The 20,375-nt window shown below is 66.1% G+C and carries 21 protein-coding genes; 13 read left to right on the top strand and 8 right to left on the bottom strand.

Annotated features, from left to right (window positions below):
- Positions 1-17 precede the first annotated feature (17 nt).
- The 5 genes from ACP7EY_RS00780 to yjgA all read right to left on the bottom strand — a co-directional run bounded on the left by ACP7EY_RS00780 (position 18) and on the right by yjgA (position 2,470).
- Positions 18-218 (bottom strand): hypothetical protein, encoded by a 201-nt coding sequence (locus ACP7EY_RS00780; RefSeq protein WP_426189461.1) that lies wholly within the window; start codon positions 216-218, stop codon positions 18-20.
- Positions 219-226: 8 nt separating this feature from the next.
- Entirely contained in the window at positions 227-493 is a 267-nt protein-coding gene (locus tag ACP7EY_RS00775) for a hypothetical protein (protein WP_426189459.1), read from the bottom strand.
- 90 nt (positions 494-583) lie between these two features.
- Positions 584-1,252 carry an alpha/beta hydrolase gene (locus ACP7EY_RS00770; RefSeq protein WP_426189457.1) on the bottom strand — a complete coding sequence of 223 codons (669 nt, stop codon included), beginning with the start codon at positions 1,250-1,252 and terminating at the stop codon, positions 584-586.
- Between the two features lie 8 nt (positions 1,253-1,260).
- The gene (gene mog / locus ACP7EY_RS00765) at positions 1,261-1,905 is read right to left on the bottom strand and encodes a molybdopterin adenylyltransferase (protein ID WP_426189455.1); all 645 of its coding nucleotides are present in this window, start codon (positions 1,903-1,905) and stop codon (positions 1,261-1,263) included.
- On the bottom strand, positions 1,853-2,470 hold the full coding sequence (gene yjgA / locus ACP7EY_RS00760; RefSeq protein ID WP_426189453.1) for a ribosome biogenesis factor YjgA: 618 nt from the start codon (positions 2,468-2,470) through the stop codon (positions 1,853-1,855). Before yjgA ends, mog begins: the two co-directional genes overlap by 53 nt.
- Positions 2,471-2,563: 93 nt before the next feature.
- Here yjgA and pmbA point away from each other — a divergent pair, with 93 nt between their 5' ends.
- The 3 genes from pmbA to ACP7EY_RS00745 all read left to right on the top strand — a co-directional run bounded on the left by pmbA (position 2,564) and on the right by ACP7EY_RS00745 (position 7,542).
- Positions 2,564-3,916, top strand: coding sequence for a metalloprotease PmbA (pmbA, locus tag ACP7EY_RS00755; RefSeq protein ID WP_426189451.1), 1,353 nt, complete (start codon positions 2,564-2,566; stop codon positions 3,914-3,916).
- 124 nt (positions 3,917-4,040) lie between these two features.
- On the top strand, positions 4,041-5,138 hold the full coding sequence (locus ACP7EY_RS00750) for a TRAP transporter substrate-binding protein (RefSeq protein ID WP_426189449.1): 1,098 nt from the start codon (positions 4,041-4,043) through the stop codon (positions 5,136-5,138).
- Positions 5,139-5,316: 178 nt separating this feature from the next.
- Positions 5,317-7,542 carry a TonB-dependent receptor plug domain-containing protein gene (locus tag ACP7EY_RS00745; RefSeq protein ID WP_426189447.1) on the top strand — a complete coding sequence of 742 codons (2,226 nt, stop codon included), beginning with the start codon at positions 5,317-5,319 and terminating at the stop codon, positions 7,540-7,542.
- Here ACP7EY_RS00745 and ACP7EY_RS00740 read toward each other — a convergent pair.
- The 3 genes from ACP7EY_RS00740 to paaX all read right to left on the bottom strand — a co-directional run bounded on the left by ACP7EY_RS00740 (position 7,539) and on the right by paaX (position 11,012).
- Complete coding sequence (locus ACP7EY_RS00740; RefSeq protein WP_426189445.1) at positions 7,539-8,840, bottom strand: DASH family cryptochrome; 1,302 nt, start codon at positions 8,838-8,840, stop codon at positions 7,539-7,541. The genes ACP7EY_RS00745 and ACP7EY_RS00740 overlap by 4 nt on opposite strands.
- Positions 8,841-8,844: 4 nt before the next feature.
- The gene (locus ACP7EY_RS00735) at positions 8,845-9,990 is read right to left on the bottom strand and encodes a M14 family metallopeptidase (RefSeq protein WP_426189443.1); all 1,146 of its coding nucleotides are present in this window, start codon (positions 9,988-9,990) and stop codon (positions 8,845-8,847) included.
- A 98-nt stretch (positions 9,991-10,088) separates the two neighbouring features.
- Positions 10,089-11,012 (bottom strand): phenylacetic acid degradation operon negative regulatory protein PaaX, encoded by a 924-nt coding sequence (gene paaX, locus ACP7EY_RS00730; RefSeq protein ID WP_426189441.1) that lies wholly within the window; start codon positions 11,010-11,012, stop codon positions 10,089-10,091.
- Between the two features lie 206 nt (positions 11,013-11,218).
- Between paaX and paaA the strand changes: the two genes are divergently transcribed.
- Genes paaA through pcaF form a run of 10 tightly spaced genes read left to right on the top strand, consistent with a single transcriptional unit; the run spans position 11,219 to position 20,318 of the window.
- Positions 11,219-12,205, top strand: a complete 987-nt coding sequence (paaA, locus tag ACP7EY_RS00725; RefSeq protein ID WP_426189439.1) for a 1,2-phenylacetyl-CoA epoxidase subunit PaaA — start codon at positions 11,219-11,221, stop codon at positions 12,203-12,205.
- Between the two features lie 29 nt (positions 12,206-12,234).
- Positions 12,235-12,519, top strand: coding sequence for a 1,2-phenylacetyl-CoA epoxidase subunit PaaB (gene paaB, locus ACP7EY_RS00720; protein WP_426189437.1), 285 nt, complete (start codon positions 12,235-12,237; stop codon positions 12,517-12,519).
- A gap of 8 nt (positions 12,520-12,527) precedes the next feature.
- Positions 12,528-13,298, top strand: a complete 771-nt coding sequence (gene paaC / locus ACP7EY_RS00715; RefSeq protein WP_426189435.1) for a 1,2-phenylacetyl-CoA epoxidase subunit PaaC — start codon at positions 12,528-12,530, stop codon at positions 13,296-13,298.
- The gene (gene paaD / locus ACP7EY_RS00710; protein WP_426189433.1) at positions 13,298-13,816 is read left to right on the top strand and encodes a 1,2-phenylacetyl-CoA epoxidase subunit PaaD; all 519 of its coding nucleotides are present in this window, start codon (positions 13,298-13,300) and stop codon (positions 13,814-13,816) included. Before paaC ends, paaD begins: the two co-directional genes overlap by 1 nt.
- Positions 13,817-13,828: 12 nt before the next feature.
- A complete protein-coding gene (paaE, locus tag ACP7EY_RS00705) occupies positions 13,829-14,905 on the top strand; it encodes a 1,2-phenylacetyl-CoA epoxidase subunit PaaE (RefSeq protein WP_426189431.1) in 1,077 nt (358 codons plus the stop codon).
- Positions 14,906-14,928: 23 nt separating this feature from the next.
- Complete coding sequence (gene paaG / locus ACP7EY_RS00700) at positions 14,929-15,726, top strand: 2-(1,2-epoxy-1,2-dihydrophenyl)acetyl-CoA isomerase PaaG (RefSeq protein WP_426189429.1); 798 nt, start codon at positions 14,929-14,931, stop codon at positions 15,724-15,726.
- 2 nt (positions 15,727-15,728) lie between these two features.
- On the top strand, positions 15,729-17,309 hold the full coding sequence (gene paaH, locus ACP7EY_RS00695) for a 3-hydroxyacyl-CoA dehydrogenase PaaH (RefSeq protein ID WP_426189428.1): 1,581 nt from the start codon (positions 15,729-15,731) through the stop codon (positions 17,307-17,309).
- A complete protein-coding gene (paaI, locus tag ACP7EY_RS00690) occupies positions 17,302-17,757 on the top strand; it encodes a hydroxyphenylacetyl-CoA thioesterase PaaI (RefSeq protein ID WP_426189426.1) in 456 nt (151 codons plus the stop codon). Before paaH ends, paaI begins: the two co-directional genes overlap by 8 nt.
- A gap of 30 nt (positions 17,758-17,787) precedes the next feature.
- Complete coding sequence (gene paaK / locus ACP7EY_RS00685; protein ID WP_426189424.1) at positions 17,788-19,098, top strand: phenylacetate--CoA ligase PaaK; 1,311 nt, start codon at positions 17,788-17,790, stop codon at positions 19,096-19,098.
- 14 nt (positions 19,099-19,112) lie between these two features.
- On the top strand, positions 19,113-20,318 hold the full coding sequence (gene pcaF / locus ACP7EY_RS00680; RefSeq protein WP_426189422.1) for a 3-oxoadipyl-CoA thiolase: 1,206 nt from the start codon (positions 19,113-19,115) through the stop codon (positions 20,316-20,318).
- Positions 20,319-20,375 lie beyond the last annotated feature (57 nt).

Raw genomic sequence — 20,375 nt, 5'->3', positions numbered from 1 at the left:
TTGTTTGACGTGACGCGTTACGCCAGCGCTTCCTTGGCCGCTTCTTCCGGCGTCAAGCCATCATAAAACTGGTCGGTGAACCACTCGACCTGCTCTTCGATGTGTTCCTGCGCCTGCGCCTGGGTGGCGCCGCCGGCGACCAGGAAGCCCTCGACTTCGATACACCAGTGAATCAGGGCCAGGGTTTCTTCGTCCAGCTCTTCTTTCTTTGCCATCATGCGCTCCTTTATGCCTGCAGGCCCTTGGCCAGCAACTGGCCGACCAGTTCATTGATGTCGATCGCCTGTTCGCCGGCGCGCGCCTGCAACTGCTTGACCAGGTCGGCGTTGATCTTGACGGCGAACGGCACCAGGCCGGCCGCCTGGTCCAGGCGGCGCTGTTCGCGGCGGTCGACGGCGGGGGCGGCAACGCTGCCGAAGGCGGCGGCGCCTGCCGGGGCCATCTGGCCCATCAGTTTTTTGGCGTCGCTCTTTGCCATTCCGGTTTTTTTCATGGGGTGCTTTCGTAAGGAGGGGAGGGCCGGCGCGCCGGTTCGGTCAGGCGCGCGGGCAAGTGAAGAGAAAAGCGGGGAGGTCGGTGGCGCTTACGCCAGGACCTTGTGCAGCCAGGCGCCGATGTCGAGCACCTCCTGCTGGCACAGCGAATGCTGCATGGGGTAGTCGTGCCATTCGACCTGGTAGCCCAGCGACTGCAGCAATAGGCGCGAATCGCTGGCGCGGCCGATCGGCACCACGCCGTCGCTGCGGCCGTGCGCCATGAAGATCGGGGTGGTCAGGGACGCCTCGCTGCGCTCGGCCGCCACGGTGCTGGCGATGGGCAGGTAGCCCGACAGGCACAGCAAGCCGGCCAGGGTTTCGCCGTGGCGCAGGCCCGTCTGCAGGGTCATTGCGCAGCCTTGCGAGAAACCGGCCAGGATGATGCGGCTGGCGGGAATGCCACGCGCTTTTTCGCGCGCGATCAGCGCCTCGACCTGGCGCTGCGACTTGCGCAGGCCCGCTTCGTCTTCGCGCCGGCCCAGGTCGGAATGGACGATGTCGTACCACGAGCGCATGACGTAACCGTTGTTGACGGTGACGGGCATGGTGTCGGCATGGGGGAACACGAAGCGGATGCCGGGCAGGCCGGTTAAATCGAGTTCGCGCACCAGCGGCACGAAGTCGTTGCCGTCGGCGCCCAGGCCGTGCATCCAGATGATGGCCACGCCAGGCTGGGGCGCGGTCTCGATTTCGATATTCTCAAGCAGGTCAGTCATGGGTTCTTTCAGGCGGGGGGACGCTGCGCCGACTTGGGGCGCCAGGCCACGCACACGGCCGGGTTGGTGTCGAGGTAGGGTCCGCCGATCAGGTCGACGCAATACGGCACGGCGGCGAAAATGCCACCGACGATGGAGACGCCATTGGCATCGCGCACCCCTTCCAGGGTTTCCTTGATGGCCTTCGGCTGGCCCGGCAGGTTCATGATCAGGGCGGCGTGGTCGGCCGTTTCGCGCACCACCGCCAGTTGGCGCGAGAGCACCGCGGTGGGCACGAAGTGCAGGCTGATCTGGCGCATCTGTTCGCCGAAACCGGGCATTTCCTTGGTGCCCACGGCGCGCGTCGCCTCGGGGGTGACGTCGCGCCGGGCCGGGCCGGTGCCGCCGGTGGTGAGCACTAGAACGCAGCGCTGCTGGTCGACCAGTTCGATCAGGGTGCGCTCGATGACGGCCTGGTCGTCGGCGATCAGGCGCGTCTCGACCCGGAACGGCGTCGACAGGGCCGCCGTCAGCCATGCCTGCAGCGCCGGAATGCCCTTGTCCTCGTAGACCCCGCCGCTGGCGCGGTCGGACACCGACACCAGGCCGATGACGATATCGTCAGTCACGCTCGTGCTCCTGGGCGTCGCCGTCTTCGTCGACGTCATCGTCATTGCCGTCCGCGTCGGCAGCCTTGGCTTTTTTCGACAGGTCCTTGAGGATCTGGAAAATTTCGCGGTAGGCCTTCGGCGGCTTGTTCTCGGCCTGTTCTTTCTTGGCGTTGCGGATCAGGGTGCGCAGGTGCTGCACGTCCAGATGCGGGTATTCCTCGATCAGCTTGGGCAGTGCCGTGTCGTCGGCGAGCAGCTTGTCGCGGCGGCGCTCCATCGCGTGCAGGAAGGCGGTGTCGGCTTTCGAGGCGCCTTTCCAGCCCTCGATGGTGCGCTGGATGATCGCCACTTCCTCTTCGTCGAGGGTGCGCATCTTCTTGCCGACATATTGCATCTGGCGCCGACGGCCTTCGTGGTTGGTGATGGTCTGGCACATCAGGATGGCGTCGAGCACGTCTTCGGGCATCGGTACCTTCTTGACCCGCTCGCGCGGCGCCTCGACCAGTTCTTCGCCCAGCTTTTGCAGCTCACTCATGAGGCGTTTGAGCTCGGACTTGGAAGGACGTTCGTACTCTTGTTCGAACTCGGAGGATTGGAACCCGACGGAACCGCGGTTAGGATTTGGCATGATAGGAGGGGCCGGTAGCCGCGCAGGCGACCGGTAAAAACAGTAAACGACTGCTATGATAACCCCTTTAGCGCCAGTCGAAGAAAACACCCCATGAACGAATCGATCTTCATCCACTCCCAGGACCAGCTCAAAGAGCTCGCCGCCGACGTGCTGGCCTTCGCCCGCGAGAAGGGCGGCACCGACGCCGCCGTCGATATCAGCGAAGGCAGCGGCCTGTCCGTCACCGTCCGACGGGGAAAAATCGAGACGATCGAGCAAAACAAAGACAAGGGCATGGGCGTGACGGTCTACATCGGCCAGAAGCGCGGCAATGCCAGCACCTCCGATTTTTCCGCCGCCGCCCTGCGCGCCACGGTGGACGCGGCCTACAACATCGCCCGCTTCACCGCCGACGACGATTGCGCCGGCCTGGCCGATGAACATTTATTGGAAAAAAATCCGCAGGATTTGAAGCTGTGCTACCCATGGCGCATCTCCACCGAGGAAGCGGTGCTGCTGGCGCAGCGCGCCGAAGGGGCCGCCTTCGACGTCGACCCGCGCATCACCAACAGCGAGGGCGCCAGCATCCATGTGCAGCAATCGCACTTCGTCTCGGCCAATTCGCGGGGCTTCTCGGGTGGCTATCCGTTCTCGCGCCATACCCTGTCGGTGGCGCCGATCGCCGGCAAGGGCGCGCGCATGCAGCGCGACGACTGGTACACCTCGGTGCGCGACCCCAGCAAGATGGCCGCGCCCGAAGCGGTGGGCCGCTACGCCGCCGAGCGCGCGCTGGCGCGCCTGAACGCGCGCAAGCTCGACACCCGCAACTGCCCCGTGCTGTTCGAGGCGCCGCTGGCGGCCGGCCTGGTGGGCGCCTTCGTGCAAGCGACCTCGGGCGGCGCGCTGTACCGCAAATCGACCTTCCTGCTCGATTCGCTGGGCACATCGATTTTCCCCAACCACATCCAGATCGTCGAAGACCCGCACATCATCGGCGGCGTCGGCTCGGCCCCGTTCGACGAAGAGGGCGTGCGCACGGTCAAACGCAATATCGTGGAAAACGGCGTACTCAACGGCTATTTCCTGTCGAGTTACTCGGCGCGCAAGCTGGGCATGCAAACGACCGGCAATGCGGGCGGCTCGCACAATCTGACCATGTCGTCGAGCAAGGCGAAACGGGGCGACGACTTCGCCGGCATGCTGCGCAAGATGGGCACGGGCCTGCTCGTCACCGAACTGATGGGGCAGGGCACCAACTACGTCACGGGCGACTATTCGCGCGGCGCCTCCGGCTACTGGGTGGAAAACGGCGTGATCCAATACCCCGTCGAGGAAATCACGATTGCCGGCAACATGAAAGACATGTTCCAGCAGATCGTGGCAATCGGCAACGACGTCCTTACCCGCGGCAACAAGTCGACGGGCTCGATCCTGATCGAGAACATGGTCATTGCCGGTAGTTAATTTATCCCGTTTTGTCGTCTGTTCGGTTTTTAGTTGCAAGGTTTCAACAGCACTAATACACTAGCCTGAGCAAACACCCATGCTCGGGCAATCTGCCCGCTAAAACCAACAGGAGACAACCCCCATGGAACGTCGTTCCTTCCTCAAAAAAGCGGCTGTCAGCGCCGGCGTCGCCGGTAGTGCCGTGGTGCCCGGACTGGTGCAGGCAGCCGAGCTGCCGACCATCAACTGGCGCCTGGCCAGCAGTTTTCCGAAAAATCTCGACACCATTTTTGGCGCCTCCGAAGTGTTCTGCAAGCGCGTCGCCGCGCTCACGGGCGGCAAGTTCACCATCCGGCCGTTCGCCGCCGGCGAAATCGTGCCCGCCCTGGAAGTGATGGACGCGGTGCGCAACGACACCGTCGAAATGGGCCACACCGCCTCTTATTACTACGTGGGCAAGGACGCCGCCTTCGCCTTCGACTGCGCCGTGCCGTTCGGCCTGACCTCGCGCCAGCAGTCGGCGTGGATGGAAGTGGGCGGCGGCAAGCAGTTGATGCGCGAATTTTTCAAGGGCTACAACATCATCAATTTCATGGGTGGCAACACGGGCACCCAGATGGGCGGCTGGTTCCGCAAGGAAATCAAGACGGTGGCCGATCTGAAGGGCTTGAAGATGCGCATTTCCGGCCTGGCCGGGCGCACCATGTCCAAGCTGGGCGTGGTCACCCAGCAACTGCCCGCTGCCGACATCTACCCGTCGCTGGAAAAAGGCACGATCGATGCGGCCGAGTGGGTGGGACCGTACGACGATGAAAAAATCGGCATCTATAAAGTGGCGCCGTTCTATTACGCGCCCGGCTGGTGGGAAGCCGGTCCGCAGCTGTCGTTCTACATCAACATCAAGGAATGGGAAAAGTTGCCGAAGGAATATCAGGCAGCCGTCGAAGCGGCCACCTATGAAGCCCACGTCTACATGCAGGCCGACTACGACGCCAAGAACCCGGCCGCACTGGCGCGCCTGATCAAGAACGGCGCCAAGGTGCGCTTCTTCAGCAAGGAGATGATGGACGCCGGCTACAAGGCGGCGGCCGAAGTGCTCGACGAAGAAGCGGCGAAAAATCCGAAGTTCAAGAAAATCTACGAGCCGTGGAAAGCCTTCCGCCGCGAGCAGAATACCTGGGCCTCGGTGGCCGAAGCGCCGATGCAGAATTTTCTGATCAGCGCCAACAAGGCCAAGTAATCCTGTTCTTCCGCGGGAGACTGGCCCCCAGTCTCCCGCTGCCCCCGCGGCACCGATTTGCATCTCAGCCCGCTTTTTCCGCATTTCATCGCATTTACCCACTATCAATGTTGCTATCTGCCATGATGGCGCCCGTGGTCAATCTCGGCCATGCCGTCCTTTATTCAGATCAATAACAATGAACGCCACGTCCCGCTATTCCCTTTGCCTGCGCCTGCTTGCCGCCGCGCCGGCCATTTTCGCCGCCCACCTGGCGCACGCCCAGCAGGACAGCGCGATCACGCCGCCGCCCGTGCCGGCCAGCGCCGTCAAGCCAGCGGCCGCCGCGCCCATGCAGCAAGTTGAAATCAAGGGCGCCGCCGCCCAGTACGACGCGCGCCGCAACGACACCGCCACCAAGATCGTTGTCTCGCAGGAAGAAATCCTGAAAAACGGCGACACCACGGTCGGTGAAGTCTTGAAACGCCTGCCCGGCATCACCATCGGCGGCGTCCAGGGACGTGGCGGCGATATCCGCATGCGTGGCCTGGGCAGCGGCTACACCCAGATCCTGCTCAATGGCGAGCCGAGCCCGCCGGGCTTCTCGCTCGACTCGATTTCGCCCGACATGATCGAACGCATCGAGATCATGCGCGCCGCCACCGCCGAATACAGCACCCAGGCCATTGCCGGCGGCATCAATATCGTCTTGAAGCGCGCCATCGTCACGGCGCAGCGGGAAATCAAGGCCGGCGTGCAGGAGGAAAACGGCCACTTCGGCAGCAACGTCAACTACCAGCTGGCCGACAAGAAGGGGCCCCTGTCGTACGCCATCGGTGGCGCGATCACCTGGGCCAAGTTCGAGCGGCCCTCGGACATCGTCACCGAGGGCAGCGATGCGGCGGGCCGGCAAACCCTGCTGCGCCACTCGGACGAGGCGAGCAGCGGCCACTTCGAGGCCTTCAATATTTCGCCGCGGGTGAACTGGACGCTCGGTCCCGGCGACGTCATCACCTCGCAAAGCTTTATCAACGTCAACCGTTTCAAGGGCGACAACCACGAGCGCGTCCACACCCTCGTCGGCGCCGCCCCCTTGTACCAGGCGACCAATGTGCAAATCGCCTCCGGCATGGAAATGCTGCGCAGCGACCTGTCGTGGACGCGCAAGCTGGCCGAAGGCGCCAAGCTGGAAATGAAGGCGGGCGCCAACTACAATCACCGCGACACCGATGCGCCGTCGCAGCAGTACGGCGCCAACGACGTCCTGCTGCTCAATCGCACCATCAGCTCGGACGCCAGCGACAAGGGCTTCACGGGCAGCGGCAAGTACTCGACGCCGATCTTCGAAGGCCACGCGCTGGCCACCGGTTTCGATGGCGCCTACAGCAAGCGCAACGAGGACCGCATCCAGCGCGAGAGCTCGCCGGTGGCGGGCCTGGCCAAGAACGACGACCAGGTATTCGACGCCAACGTGCGCCGCCTGGCCCTGTTCGCCCAGGACGAGTGGACCATCGATCCCCGCTGGTCGGTGTATTTCGGCCTGCGCTGGGAAGGCATCGAGACGCGCAGCGCCGGCTTGAACTACGCCCCCATCGACAACAAGTCGAGCGTGTGGAGCCCCTTGTTCCAGACTTTGTGGAAAATCCCCGGCAGCAAGAACGACCAGGTGCGCCTGGGCCTGACGCGCACCTACAAGGCGCCTGGCGTGAACAGCCTGATTCCGCGCCGCTTCTCGTCGAACAACAACACGGCGACCTCGCCCGACAGCCAGGGCAATCCGAACCTCAAGCCGGAACTGGCCTGGGGCCTGGACCTGGCGCTCGAGCACTACCTGGAAGGGGGCGGCCTGCTCACCGCCAGCACCTACGCCCGCCGCATCGAGGACATCACCCGCAACCAGGTGTCCCGGCTGGACGGCTTGTGGGTGTCGATGCCCGTCAACGCGGGCGTGGCCAATACCTATGGCATCGAACTGGAAGCGAAGCTGCCCGTGCGCAGCCTGTGGAAAACCGCGCCGAACATCGATTTCCGCGCCAACGCCTCGCGCAACTGGTCGCGCCTGCAAGCGGTGCCGGGGCCGGACAACCGGCTCGATGCGCAAACGCCGTTTTCCGGCACCATCGGCGCCGACTGGAAGCTCGACAAGTCGCCGCTGACGGTGGGCGGCAGCTACAGTTTTCAAAATGGCGGCCCGGTGCGCATCTCTGCCAACCAGTACGCCTATTCGGTGCCGAAACGCTCGCTCGATGTGTACGGGCTGTGGAAATTCAATCCGAAGAACCAGCTGCGGGTGGCGCTGGCGAACGGCCTGCACCAGGAAAATATCCAGCAGTCGGCGTATGTCGACAGCACCGGACGGCTGAGCGACACCACCATCACGCCCACCTACCTGGTGCTGCGCGCCCTGCTGGAAATGAAGTTTTAAGACTGCGGCGCCGCCCAGCGCTGCCGGTAGGCGCCGTCGCCATCATGGTCGGCCGTCTGCTTGCCCACGTTGAAGCGGCGCCCGCCACGGGGATCGGTGCCGCGCCCGGCGATGTATAACCAGTTGCCCTGGTTGCTGTAGACATCGTAGTCGAGCAGTTGTGCTTCGAACCAGGCGGCGCCGGCGCGCCAGTCGCCGCCCACTTCGTAGATCAGATAGCTGGCCACCACCTGGCGCAGGCGGTTGCTCAGGTAGCCCGTGGCCGCCAGTTCGCTCATGGCCGCGTCGACCAGGCCTTCGCCGGTGCGTCCTGCGCACCAGCGCGCGAAGCCTTCCCCATTGTGCGGCCCGAGCGGCTGCTGCCCCAGCCCGCGCGCCCGGTACAGCGCACTGCCGTACTGCAGGTGCAGCAGGCGAAAATAATCGCGCCACAGCAGTTCGAACCACAGCCAGTAGCTGCCGTCGCTGGCGCCGTGGCGCGCCTCGTACTGGCGCAGTTCGGCCAGGATGCGGCGCGCCGATAAGGCCCCCGTGGCCAGCCACGGCGACCATTTGCTGGAAAAGTCGGCGCCGCTCAGACCATTGCGGGTCTGCTTGTAGGTTTGTGGCAGTTCCCGCGCGAGGTAGCGCGCCAGGTGGGCCAGGCCGGCCCGTTCGCCGCCGGTATAGTGGCCGGCGCTGTCCTGCAGGGACGAGCGGGGATCGCCGGTGACCGACGCCAGCGCGGCCAGGTCGGCGCGCAGGTGGGCGGGGATGACGGCCCCCGGCGGCCACGGTGGCAGGCTGGCGGGCGCCGCCAGCGGCGCCGGTGGGACGATGGCGGCGTGTTCGAGGGCCTGGCGAAACGGCGTGAACGTGGCCGGCAAGCCGGCCGCCGGCCACGGCAGCGCGGCCGGGTCGAGCAGGCTGCTTTGCCAGACCTCGTGGACGTCCAGCCCGGCCGCGCGCAGGGCGGCCACCTCGGCCTGTTCCTGCGGCGCGGCGATCTGTTCGCAAACAATCCGGTCGATGCCCAGCGCCGAGGCCAGCGCGGGCAGGGTGGTCGATGGGGGACCGGCGCACAGTAGCAAGGGGCAGCCCAGGCGCTCGAGCTGTTGCGCCAGCTCGCCCAGCGCCGCCGCCAGCCAGGCCTGGCGCGCCGGGCCCATGCGGGCGAAGCCCCACGCGGTGACGGCGTCAAGGGGCGGCAGGCAGAACACGGGCAGCAGGTGGCGCGTGCCGCCGGTGCAGGCGGCCCGCAGTGCGGCCTGGTCGTGCAGGCGCAAGTCGCTGCGAAACCAGAACAGCGACGTGCTCATGGCCTCAGCTGGCCTGGCGCAACCGGCGCACCGCCTGCAGCACGGGCTGAAGCATGGCCGCGCCCAGGCGCGCACTGCGCTCGCCGCTCCAGCCGGTCAGCGCGTCGGGATCGTTGGCGTTGTCCTTGAACGGCAACTCCAGCGTCAGCGACAGGCAGCCGAAGGCATGCGTAATGTGGGGCGAACCCATGGTCAGCACTTCGTCCGTGTAGGGGGCGGCGGGGTAGCCGTGCAGGTCCTGGAAGTCCGGGCTGGCGATCTTGAAATCATCGGAAAACTGCTGCTGCGCCGCCGCCTGTGCCGGCGTAAAGGTGGGCAGCGCTTCCGAGCCGGCCACGAACACGTAGGGCAAGCCTTCGTCGCCGTGCACGTCGAGGAACAGGTCGCAGCCCACTTCCAGCATCTTCTGCTTGACCAGGAATACTTCCGGGCTACGCGCCATGGTCGGCGTGTTCCACTCGCGATTGAGGTTGGCGCCGGCCGCGTTGGTGCGCAGGTTGCCGCGCACGGCGCCGTCCGGGTTCATGTTCGGCACCACGTAGAACACGGTCTCTTTCAGCAGCTGGCGGCCGATCGGGTCGGACGGATCGAGCAGGGCGTCGAGCATGCCGTCGACGGCCCATTCAGCCATCGTCTCGCCCGGATGCTGGCGCGCGATGACCCAGACCTTGCTGGCGGCGGCGTCGCTGTCGTCGCCGATCACCAGCAGGTTCATGTCGCGGCCTTCGACCGTGCTGCCCAGGTCGAGCAGGCGTACCTGTTCCGACAACTGCGCGCGGTCGAGCAGTTCGAGGTGGCGTTCCCACGAATACGGCTCGAAATAGGCGTAATACACGCTGTCGAATTCCGGCGTGTGCGAGATGGTCATGACGGCGCCGTCGAAGGTGGTGGGCACGCGGAACCATTCGACGCGGTCGTAGCTGGCCACCGCCTGGTAGCCATGCCAGCCGTCCGGATAGGCGCTGGCGCCGGCGTTGAGGAAACGGATGGTGCAGTCCTCGTCGCGGGCGCCCTGCAGGCGGAAATAAAACCACTGGGTGATGTCGGCGTGCGAATCTTTGCGGATGTTCAGGTCGATGGCGCCGGCGCTCGTGGCGCTGACGATATCGATGGCGCCGGCGTCGAAGCCGCTGCTGATCTTGATAGACATGGTAAGTCCTCGTGGAAGGGGCGTGTAAGCGAAGCTGCGATGATATCGCAGCGGCGCGGCTGCGCGTGAATTGCTGTGCGACGGCGCCGGGCGCTTGCCTATTCGAGGCCGCCGAAACGCTGATAAAACGCCGCGTCCGCATCGGGCGCCAGGGCGTCCTCGCGCCGCATCACCGCCATCACGTGCTGTTCGGACGCCGCCTGCACGCTGCGGTACAGGGTGCGCGCCAGCTCATAGGCGCGCGCGCCCGGCCACGGCTCGGGCAGCAGTTCCACCGGCAGCATCGGGTCGTGCAGCTGCACCCGGCGGTAGGCGTGAATGAGCAGGGTACGGATGACGAAAGCCTGCTGCGGCTCGAGCACGGCGTCGCCCTGCAAGGCCAGCAGGGGCGAGAACTGGGCGATGAACTGCTCGTAGGCCGCGCTCACGTCGGACAGGTCCCAACCCTCGGCCACCAGTTCCGGCAGCGCCCGCGCGCCCACCTCCGGCAAGGCCGCCGCGCTGCAGGCGAATACCTGCTGGCGTGCGCCCGTGCGCGCCAGCAGTTCGGCCAGCACCGCGCTGTCGGCGGCCGGGTGGCCGAACACGCCGGGCGAGAACTGGGCGTAGCCTTCCCACAGCAGCTCCTTGCGCAGCGCCGCCCGCACCGGGGCGTCGACGGCGGCGCCGGCGGCCATCACCAGCGTCCAGTTGCCGTCCCAGTTGATCTCCAGCGGGGCGTAGATGCGCCGGTTGGCCCGCTCGAAACGGGGCAGGGCCTGCGCCAGGATCGAGTAGGAGCTGCGGCGGCGGTCGCGGTTGGCCACCAGCCAGCCTTCCTGGGCCAGCCGGAACACGCTGGTGCGCAGCAGGCGGTCGTTGACGCCGAACGGCGCCGCCAGCTCGATCAGGCTGCCCAGCCACACCGTGCCGCCGTGCGGGGCGACGGTGTCGCCGAAGATCGTCACCACCAGCGACTTCGAGCGGGGCGGATCGCTGGCGAGGAAGTGGGCGATCCATTCGGTGCTGGTCAGTTGTTTCATATCCATGGGTCCGTAAAAGGCGGGGTGAGCGCACCCCCAGCGCGCAGTTTACTTTAGTGGACGAAGGGCGCAGCATTAATTTTCCCGCGGCGCCGGCCCCAGTCCGTTCCAATAGGATACAGTTTGTTAATTCGATTCAGATTTTCTGTGTACTTATCGTTTTTTGTATCGTATGATCTTCCACACTTCCATGCAAGGGGAACCCCATGTACGCACAACTGGTTGAAACCGGCCTCAAAACTGTTCAGTCGATCGCCGAGATGGGCGAGCAGGACCGCGCGTTCCAGCAGCGCATCGACGACGGCATCAAGATCGAGGCCAAGGACTGGATGCCCGACGCTTACCGCAAGACCCTGATCCGCCAGATTTCCCAGCACGCCCACTCGGAAATCGTCGGCCAGCTGCCTGAGGGCAACTGGGTCACCCGCGCGCCCACCCTGAAACGCAAGTCGATCCTGCTGGCCAAGATCCAGGACGAAGCGGGCCACGGCCTGTACCTCTACAGCGCCGCCGAAACGCTGGGCGTCTCGCGCGACGAGTTGCTCGCCGCCCTGCATGCGGGCAAGGCCAAGTATTCGAGCATTTTTAACTATCCCACCCTGTCGTGGGCCGACATGGGCGCCATCGGCTGGCTGGTCGACGGCTCGGCCATCATCAACCAGATCCCCCTGTGCCGCTGCTCGTACGGCCCGTATGCGCGCGCCATGATCCGCGTGTGCAAGGAAGAATCGTTCCACGCGCGCCAGGGCTACGACATCATGCTCAGCCTGGCCAACGGCACGCCGGAACAGAAGGCGATGGCGCAGGACGCCCTCAATCGCTGGTGGTGGCCGTCCCTGATGATGTTCGGCCCGTCGGACGCCGAATCGGTCAACAGCGCGCAGTCGGCGCAGTGGCGCATCAAGCTGTTCTCCAACGACGAACTGCGCCAGCGCATGGTCGACCAGACCGTGCCGCAGGCCGAATTTCTCGGCCTGACGGTGCCCGATCCCGACCTCAAGTTCAACGAGGAGACGGGCCACTACGAATTCGGCGCCATCGACTGGGACGAGTTTTATAACGTCTTGAAGGGCAACGGCCCGTGCAACCGCGAGCGCCTGCAAACCCGCGTCACCGCGTGGGAAGAGGGCGCCTGGTTCCGCGATGCGCTGGTGGCGCACGCCGACAAGAAGGCTGCCCGCGCGGCCGCCTGACCCCAATCAATACAGACCGGAGCATCGACATGAGCAAAGAATGGCCCCTGTGGGAAGTGTTTATCCGCAGCCAGCATGGCCTGGCCCACAAGCACGTGGGCAGCCTGCACGCGCCCGACGCCGAAATGGCCGTCAATAACGCCCGCGACGTCTACACGCGCCGCAACGAAGGCGTGTCGATCTGGGTGGTACGCGCCATCGACATCGTCGCCAGCAGCCCCGACGACAAGGGCGCGCTGTTCGAGCCGGCCAATTCCAAGGTCTACCGTCACCCCACCTTCTTCCCGATGCCGGAAGAAGTCAAAAACCTGTGAGCGCGGCCATGAGTGAGCACAAACTCGATGAGCAAAAGCTCGACTACCTGCTGCGCCAGGGCGACAACGCCCTGATCCTGTCGCAGCAGCTGTCCAAGCTGTGCGGCAAGGGCCCCGCCCTCGAAGAGGACATGGCGCTCACCAACGTCGCCCTCGACCTGCTGGGCCAGACCCGCATGTGGTACGGCTACGCCGCCGAACTCGAAGGCAAGGGGCGCAGCGAAGACGACCTGGCCTTCCTGCGCGACGCCGGGCAATTGCGCTGCACCCTGCTGGTCGAACAACCGAACGGCAACTACGCCGACACCATGGTGCGCCAGTTCCTGTTCGACACCTGGCACTATTTCTACATGCAGGCGCAGTTGCAGTCGAGCGATCCGCGCGTGGTGGAAATCGCCGCCAAGTCGATCAAGGAAGTGACCTACCACCTGCGCCGCAGCGGCGACCTGATCGTGCGCCTGGGCGACGGCACCGCCGACAGCCACGCCCGCACCCAGGCGGCGGTCAACGCCCTGTGGCCGTACTGGGGCGAGCTGTTCAACTATGACGCCGTCGACGCGGCCATGGTCGAGCAGGGCGTGGCCCCTGCCGCCGCGCCCCTGCGCGCCGAGTTTCTCGAGCACGTGGGCGAAATTTTCGCCGAGGCGACCTTGACCATGCCGTCCGCCGACGCCTGGATGCACAGCGGTGGCAAGCGCGGCGTGCACAGCGAGCACCTGGGCTTCATCCTGGCCGAAATGCAGTTCCTGCAGCGCGCCTATCCCGGCGCCCAGTGGTAATGGCCAGCCTGTCAGTGTCGACCGCCCAGGTCTGGGACTGGCTCGGCCAGGTGAGCGACCCGGAGATCCCCGTGATCTCGATCGTCGACCTGGGCATCGTGCGCGACGTCGTGTGGCAGGACGACGAGTGCGTCGTCACCATCACGCCCACCTATTCCGGCTGCCCGGCCATGCAGGTGATCGCCGATGCCGTTGGCGACGCCTTGCGCGCGCACGGCATCGCGCGCGTGCGGCTGGTGAGCCAGCTGGCGCCCGCCTGGACCACTGACTGGATGAGCGAAGCGGGCCGCGCCAAGCTCAAGGGCTACGGCATCGCCCCGCCGGCCCAGCAGGTGATCGACATCAGCGGGCTCAAAGGGGGCGTCAAGCGGGGCGCCGTGACGGCGCCGACGGTGGCCTGCCCCAACTGCGGTTCGACCCGCACGGCGCTGACCAGCCAGTTCGGCTCGACCCCCTGCAAGGCCTTGTACAAATGCCTCGACTGTCTCGAGCCTTTCGATTACTTCAAGTGCCATTAAGGCCCTGATCCCATGAGCAAATTCTATCCCCTGACCGTGTCCGCCGTGCGCAACGAAACGCGCGACACCATCGCCGTCACCTTCGACGTGCCGGCCGAACTGAAAGCCGGCTTCGCCTGGCAGCAGGGCCAGCACCTGACGCTGCGCGCGCTGATCGACGGCGAGGACGTGCGCCGCTCGTACTCGATCTGTTCGGCCGTGCAGGACCCGCAACTGCGCGTGGCCATCAAGCGCACCCCGGGCGGCGCCTTTTCCACCTGGGCCAACGACACCCTCAAGGCGGGCACCGTGATCGAGGTGATGCCGCCGATGGGCCACTTCAATGTGCCGCTGGCGGCCGGCCAGGCGCGCCATTACGTCGCCTTCGCCGCCGGCAGCGGCATCACGCCGATCCTGTCGATCATCAAGACCACCCTGCTGACGGAGCCGGACTCGCACTTCACCCTGTTCTACGGTAACCGCGCCTCCTCGACCGTCATCTTCAAGCAGGAGCTGACGGACCTGAAAGACCGCTTCATGGAACGCCTGCGCCTGGCCTACGTGATGAGCCGCGAGCAGCAGGACATCGACCTGTTCAACGGCCGCATCACCAAGGAAAAGACCGAGGCGCTGCTGCGCCACTGGGTGCGCGTCGAAGACATCGACGTGGCCTTCATTTGCGGCCCCGAAGACATGATGCATGGCGTCTCGGCGGCCCTGCAGGAAGCGGGCATGCCCAAGCAGCATATCAAGGTCGAGCTGTTCGCCGCCAGCATTCCCAAGCACGAGCGAAAGCCGCGCGCGCTGGCGCTGGACGTACCGCACGAGACCGAGGTCACCGTGATCCTCGACGGCAATCACACCAGCTTCACCATGGACAAGGACAAGGAGTCGATTCTCGACGCCGGCCTGCGCGCCGGCATCGACATGCGCTACTCTTGCAAGGGCGGCGTATGCTCGACCTGCCGCTGCAAGCTGGTCGAGGGCAAGGTCGACATGGACGTCAACTACGCCCTCGAAGACTACGAAGTGGCGCGCGGCTTCGTGCTGTCGTGCCAGAGCTTTCCCATCACCGACAAGGTCGTGGTCGATTTCGACCAGGCCGAATAAAAAAAACCACCGACGGAGACCGCATGCGCTATCAGAATATCGAATTCGAGATCACCAACGGCATCGCCGTGCTGACCCTGAATCGCCCGGACAAGCTCAATAGCTTCACCCAGGCCATGCACCTGGAAGTGCGCCACGCGCTGGCGCTCACCGCCACCGATCCCAGCGCCCGCGTGCTGGTGCTGACGGGCGCCGGGCGCGGCTTTTGCGCCGGCCAGGACCTGGGCGACCGCGCCGTCGCCCCCGGCGAAGAGGGCACGCGCACCGACCTGGGCGACTCCGTCGAGCAGTACTACGCGCCGCTGGTGCTGTCCCTGCGCGCGCTGCCGCTGCCCGTCATCTGCGCCGTCAACGGCGTCGCCGCCGGCGCCGGCGCCAACCTGGCGCTGGCCTGCGACATCGTCATCGCCGCCCGCTCGGCCAGCTTCATCGAATCGTTCTGCAAACTGGGCCTGATTCCCGATACGGGCGGCACCTACCACCTGCCGCGCCTGATCGGCATGGCCCGCGCCACCGGGCTGGCCATGCTGGGCGAAAAGCTGGGAGCCGAAAAGGCCGAGCAGTGGGGCCTGATCTGGAAGTGCGTCGACGACGACCAGCTCATGACCGAAGCGATGGCGATGGCCACCCATTTTTCCAGCGCCGCCACCAAGGGACTGGCCTTCACCAAGAAGGCCTTCCAGGCCAGCTACGCCAACACCCTGCCGCAGCAGCTCAAGCTCGAAGGCGAGATGATGCGTGAGCTGGGCTTCAGCCACGATTACCAGGAAGGCGTGGCCGCCTTCACGGCCAAGCGCGCCGCCAACTTCAAGGGAGAGTGAACATGGACCAGGCTATTTCCGCGCACGGTATTGACGGCATCGTCGCCGTCATCGGCAGCGGCGCCATGGGCGCCGGCATTGCGCAAACGGCGGCGGGCGCCGGCCACCAGGTACTGCTGTTCGACACCCGCGAGGGCGCCGCCGCCAAGGCCATCGCCGATATCGTCAAGGTCTACGCGCGCCTGGTCGAGAAGGGCCGCATGACGGCCGCCGACGCCGACGCGGCCGGCGCGCGCATGCGCGTGGCCGCCAGCCTGGCCGAGGTCAGGGACGCCGCCCTGGTGGTCGAAGCGATCGTCGAAAACCTCGACGTCAAGCGCGCCCTGTTTGCCGAGCTCGAAGCGCTGGTGGGCGAGCACTGCATCCTTGCCACCAACACCTCGTCGATTTCCGTCACCGCCATCGGCGCCCGCCTTGTCCGTCCCGAGCGCCTGGTGGGCATGCACTTTTTTAATCCGGTGCCCCTGATGGCGCTGGTCGAAGTGATCAGCGGCCTGGCCACCGCGCCGTCTGTGGCGGCAACCGTGTATGCGACCGCCCTCGCCTGGGGCAAGAGCCCCGTGCACGCGAAGTCGACGCCCGGCTTCATCGTCAACCGGGTGGCGCGGCCGTTCTACGCCGAGGCGCTGCGCCTGCTCACCGAGCAGGCGGCCGACGCCGCCACGCTCGACGCCGTCATGCGCGAGACGGGCGGCTTTCGCATGGGCCCGTTCGAGCTGATGGACCTGATCGGCCACGACGTCAATTTTTCCGTCACCCAGTCGGTCCACCAGGCGTATTTTGGCGACCCCCGCTTCACCCCCTCGGTGCTGCAGCAGGAGATGGTCAACGCGGGCTTTTTGGGCCGCAAGTCGGGCCGCGGCTTTTACCGGTATGGCGAAGGCGACGGCGTGCCGGCCGCGCACAGCGAAGCGCCGCAGCCGCGTCCCAGCACCGTCAGCGTCAGCGCCGAGCCGGGCGTCGAGCACCCCGTGGTGGGCCGCATGGAAGCGCGCCTGCGCGCGGGCGGCTTCAACGTCGAGCACCGCAAACCCTTGCCGGGCGCCGGCGCCCACGAAGCGCCCGCGTTTTACTGCCACGGCGCTGCCGTGTTCCTCACCGACGGGCGCAGCGCCACCGAGCGCGCCGCCGCCAATCACCACCCCGACACGGTGCTGTTCGACCTGGCGTTCGACTACGCCGGCGCCACCCGCATGTGCCTGGCGCGCGCCGACCAGTGCAGCGACAGCGCCTACGACGCCGTGGTGGGCCTGTTCCAGGCGGCCGGCTTGACCGTCTCGCGCATCGACGACGTGCCCGGCATGGTCGTCATGCGCACCGTCGCCATGCTGGCCAATGAAGCGGCCGACGCCGTCAACACGGGCGTGTGCAGCGCTGGCGCGGTCGATGTCGCCATGCAGAAGGGCGTCAATTATCCCCGTGGCCCGCTGGCCTGGACCGACGCCATCGGCGTGGGCCAGGTGGTGACGGTGCTGGCCAACCTGGCCGCCAGCTACGGCGAGGACCGTTACCGGGTGTCGCCGCTGCTGCGGCGCAAACTGGCCGCGCTCGCGAGCACCACGGGCGGGCGCTTTCATGAATGAGGCACAGCAGGAGCGCGCCAGCATCGACGCCCAGGCGCTCGCTGAACTGGCCGGCAAGACCATGTACGAGCGCGATCCCGCCACCCGCCACCTGGGCATCGCGCTGGCGGCCATCGGCCCCGGTTACGCGCGCATGACGATGACGGTGCGCCCCGAGATGCTCAACGGCCACCAGAGCTGCCACGGCGGCTACATCTTCCTGCTGGCCGACAGCGCCTTCGCGTTCGCCTGCAATTCCCACAATGCCGTCACCGTCGGCGCCGGCTGCAGCATCGATTACGTCGCCCCCGGCCGTTTGGGCGACCTGCTCGAGGCCGAAGGCGTCGAACAGGTCGTGGCCGGCAAGACGGGCGTCTACGACATCACCGTGCGCAACCAGCACGGCCAGATCATCGCCCTGTTTCGTGGCAAATCGCACCGGGTCGCCGGCCTCGTCGCCGCCCTCTGACCACCCAGTTGATCATAATAGGAGACCACCATGGTTCAACGTACGCCATCGCCAGCCGAGCTCGAACCGATCGAGCGCGCCAGCCGCGACGAGCTGCAAGCCTTGCAACTGTCGCGCATGCAGGCCACGCTCAAGCACGCCTACGACAATGTGCCCCACTACCGCCAGGCTTTTGATGCCGCCGGGGTCCACCCGTCCGACCTGAAAACGCTGTCTGACCTGGCGAAATTTCCGTTCACGGACAAGAAGACCCTGCGCGACAATTACCCCTTCGGCCTGTTCGCCGTGCCGCGCGAAAAAGTGGTGCGCATCCACGCCTCGTCCGGTACCACCGGCAAGGCCACCGTGGTGGGCTACACCCAGAACGACATCGACACCTGGGCCAACGTCGTCGCCCGTTCGATCCGCGCCGCCGGCGGGCGCGCCGGCGACATGGTCCACATCGCCTACGGCTACGGCCTGTTTACGGGCGGCCTGGGCGCCCACTACGGCGCCGAGCGGCTCGGCTGCACGGTCATTCCCATGTCCGGCGGGCAGACCGAAAAGCAGGTGCAGCTGATCTGCGACTTCCAGCCCGATATCATCATGGTGACGCCGTCGTACATGCTCAACATCATCGAAGAGTTCCAGCGCCAGGGCATGGACCCGGCCGACTCCTCGCTCAAGGTGGGTATCTTCGGCGCCGAGCCGTGGACCGACGCCATGCGCGCCGAAATTGAAGTGCGCGCCGGCATCGACGCGGTCGATATCTACGGCCTGTCCGAGGTGATGGGCCCCGGCGTGGCCAGCGAATGCATCGAGTCGAAAGACGGCCCGGTGATTTGGGAAGACCATTTTTATCCCGAAGTGATCGACCCGGAAACGGGCGAAGTGCTGGCCGACGGCGAAGAGGGCGAACTGGTATTTACCTCGCTGACCAAGGAGGCGCTGCCGATCATCCGCTACCGCACGCGCGACCTGACGCGCCTGCTGCCGCCCACCTCGCGTTCGATGCGCCGCATGGGCAAGATCACCGGGCGCTCGGACGACATGCTGATCATCCGCGGCGTGAACGTGTTCCCCACCCAGATCGAAGAGATCATTTTGCGCATGCCCGCGCTGGCGCCCCACTACCAGCTGGTGGTCAGCCGCGACGGCCACCTCGACAAGCTCGAGGTGCACGGCGAACTGCGCGACGGCTCGCTCACCGTCGAGGCGATCGGCATGCTCAAGGGCGACCTCGAATACCAGATCAAGACCTTCGTCGGCGTGACCACCAAGGTGACCTTGCTGGCCGCCGAAGGCATCGAGCGCACCATGACGGGCAAGGCGCGCCGCGTGATCGACAAGCGTCCCAAATAACTCAAGGAAAACCCATGAACGAAGCTTATATTGTCGACGCCATCCGCACCCCGTTCGCCCGCTTCGGCGGCGCCCTGTCGACGGTGCGCGCGGACGACCTGGCCGCCTTGCCGATTGCCGCCCTGATCGCCCGCAATCCCGGCGTCGACTGGACGGCGGTGGACGACGTCTACTATGGCTGCGCCAACCAGGCCGGCGAAGACAACCGCAACGTCGCCCGCATGGCCGGCCTGCTGGCGGGCCTGCCCGTCGAGGTCCCCGGCAGCACCATCAACCGCCTGTGCGGCTCGAGCCTGGACGCGGTCGGCATGGCCGGCCGCGCCATCAAGGCCGGCGAAGCGCACCTGATCATCGCCGGCGGCGTCGAGAGCATGACGCGCGCGCCTTTCGTGATGGGCAAGGCCGACAGCGCCTTTTCGCGCGCCGCAAAAATCGAAGACACGACCATCGGCTGGCGCTTCGTCAACCCGGCCATGAAGGCGCAGTACGGCATCGACTCGATGCCCGAGACGGCGGAAAACGTCGCGCGCGAATTCAACATCAGCCGCGCCGACCAGGACGCCTTCGCCATCCGCAGCCAGCAGCGCTGGGGCGCCGCCCACGCGGCCGGCGTCTTCAAGGACGAGATCGTCGCCGTGATGGTGGCCCAGAAGAAGGGTGAACCCAAGCGCTTCGACACCGACGAGCACCCCCGTCCCGACACCACCATCGAACAGCTGGCCAAACTCAAGGGCGTGGTCAGCGCCGACGGTTCCGTCACGGCCGGTAACGCCTCCGGCGTCAACGACGGCGCCTGCGCCATCCTGATCGCCTCCGGCGCGGCCGTCGAACAATACCAATTGACGGCGCGCGCGCGCATCGTCGGCATGGCCACGGCCGGCCTGGCGCCCCGCATCATGGGCTTCGGGCCGTCGCCCGCCACGCGCAAACTACTGGCGCAGACGGGCCTGACGATGGCGCAGATGGACGTTATCGAATTGAACGAAGCGTTCGCCGCCCAGGGCCTGGCCGTCACGCGCGACCTCGGCCTGGCCGACGACGACGCCCGCGTCAATGCCAACGGCGGCGCCATCGCCATCGGCCACCCGCTGGGCGCCTCCGGCGCGCGCCTGGTGACCACCGCCGTCAACCAGCTGCACCGCACGGGCGGGCGCTACGCCCTGTGCACGATGTGCATCGGTGTCGGCCAGGGCATCGCCCTGATCATCGAACGCGTCTGACCTGCAGCACCGGCACCAGCACCAGCACTAAAACAGCAGCCATAACGACACCACCCC

The organism is Massilia sp. DWR3-1-1 (genome assembly GCF_049898325.1).
Taxonomy (GTDB): Bacteria; Pseudomonadota; Gammaproteobacteria; order Burkholderiales; family Burkholderiaceae_D; genus JAFCUW01.
This window is presented reverse-complemented; position numbering and strand designations above follow the sequence as displayed.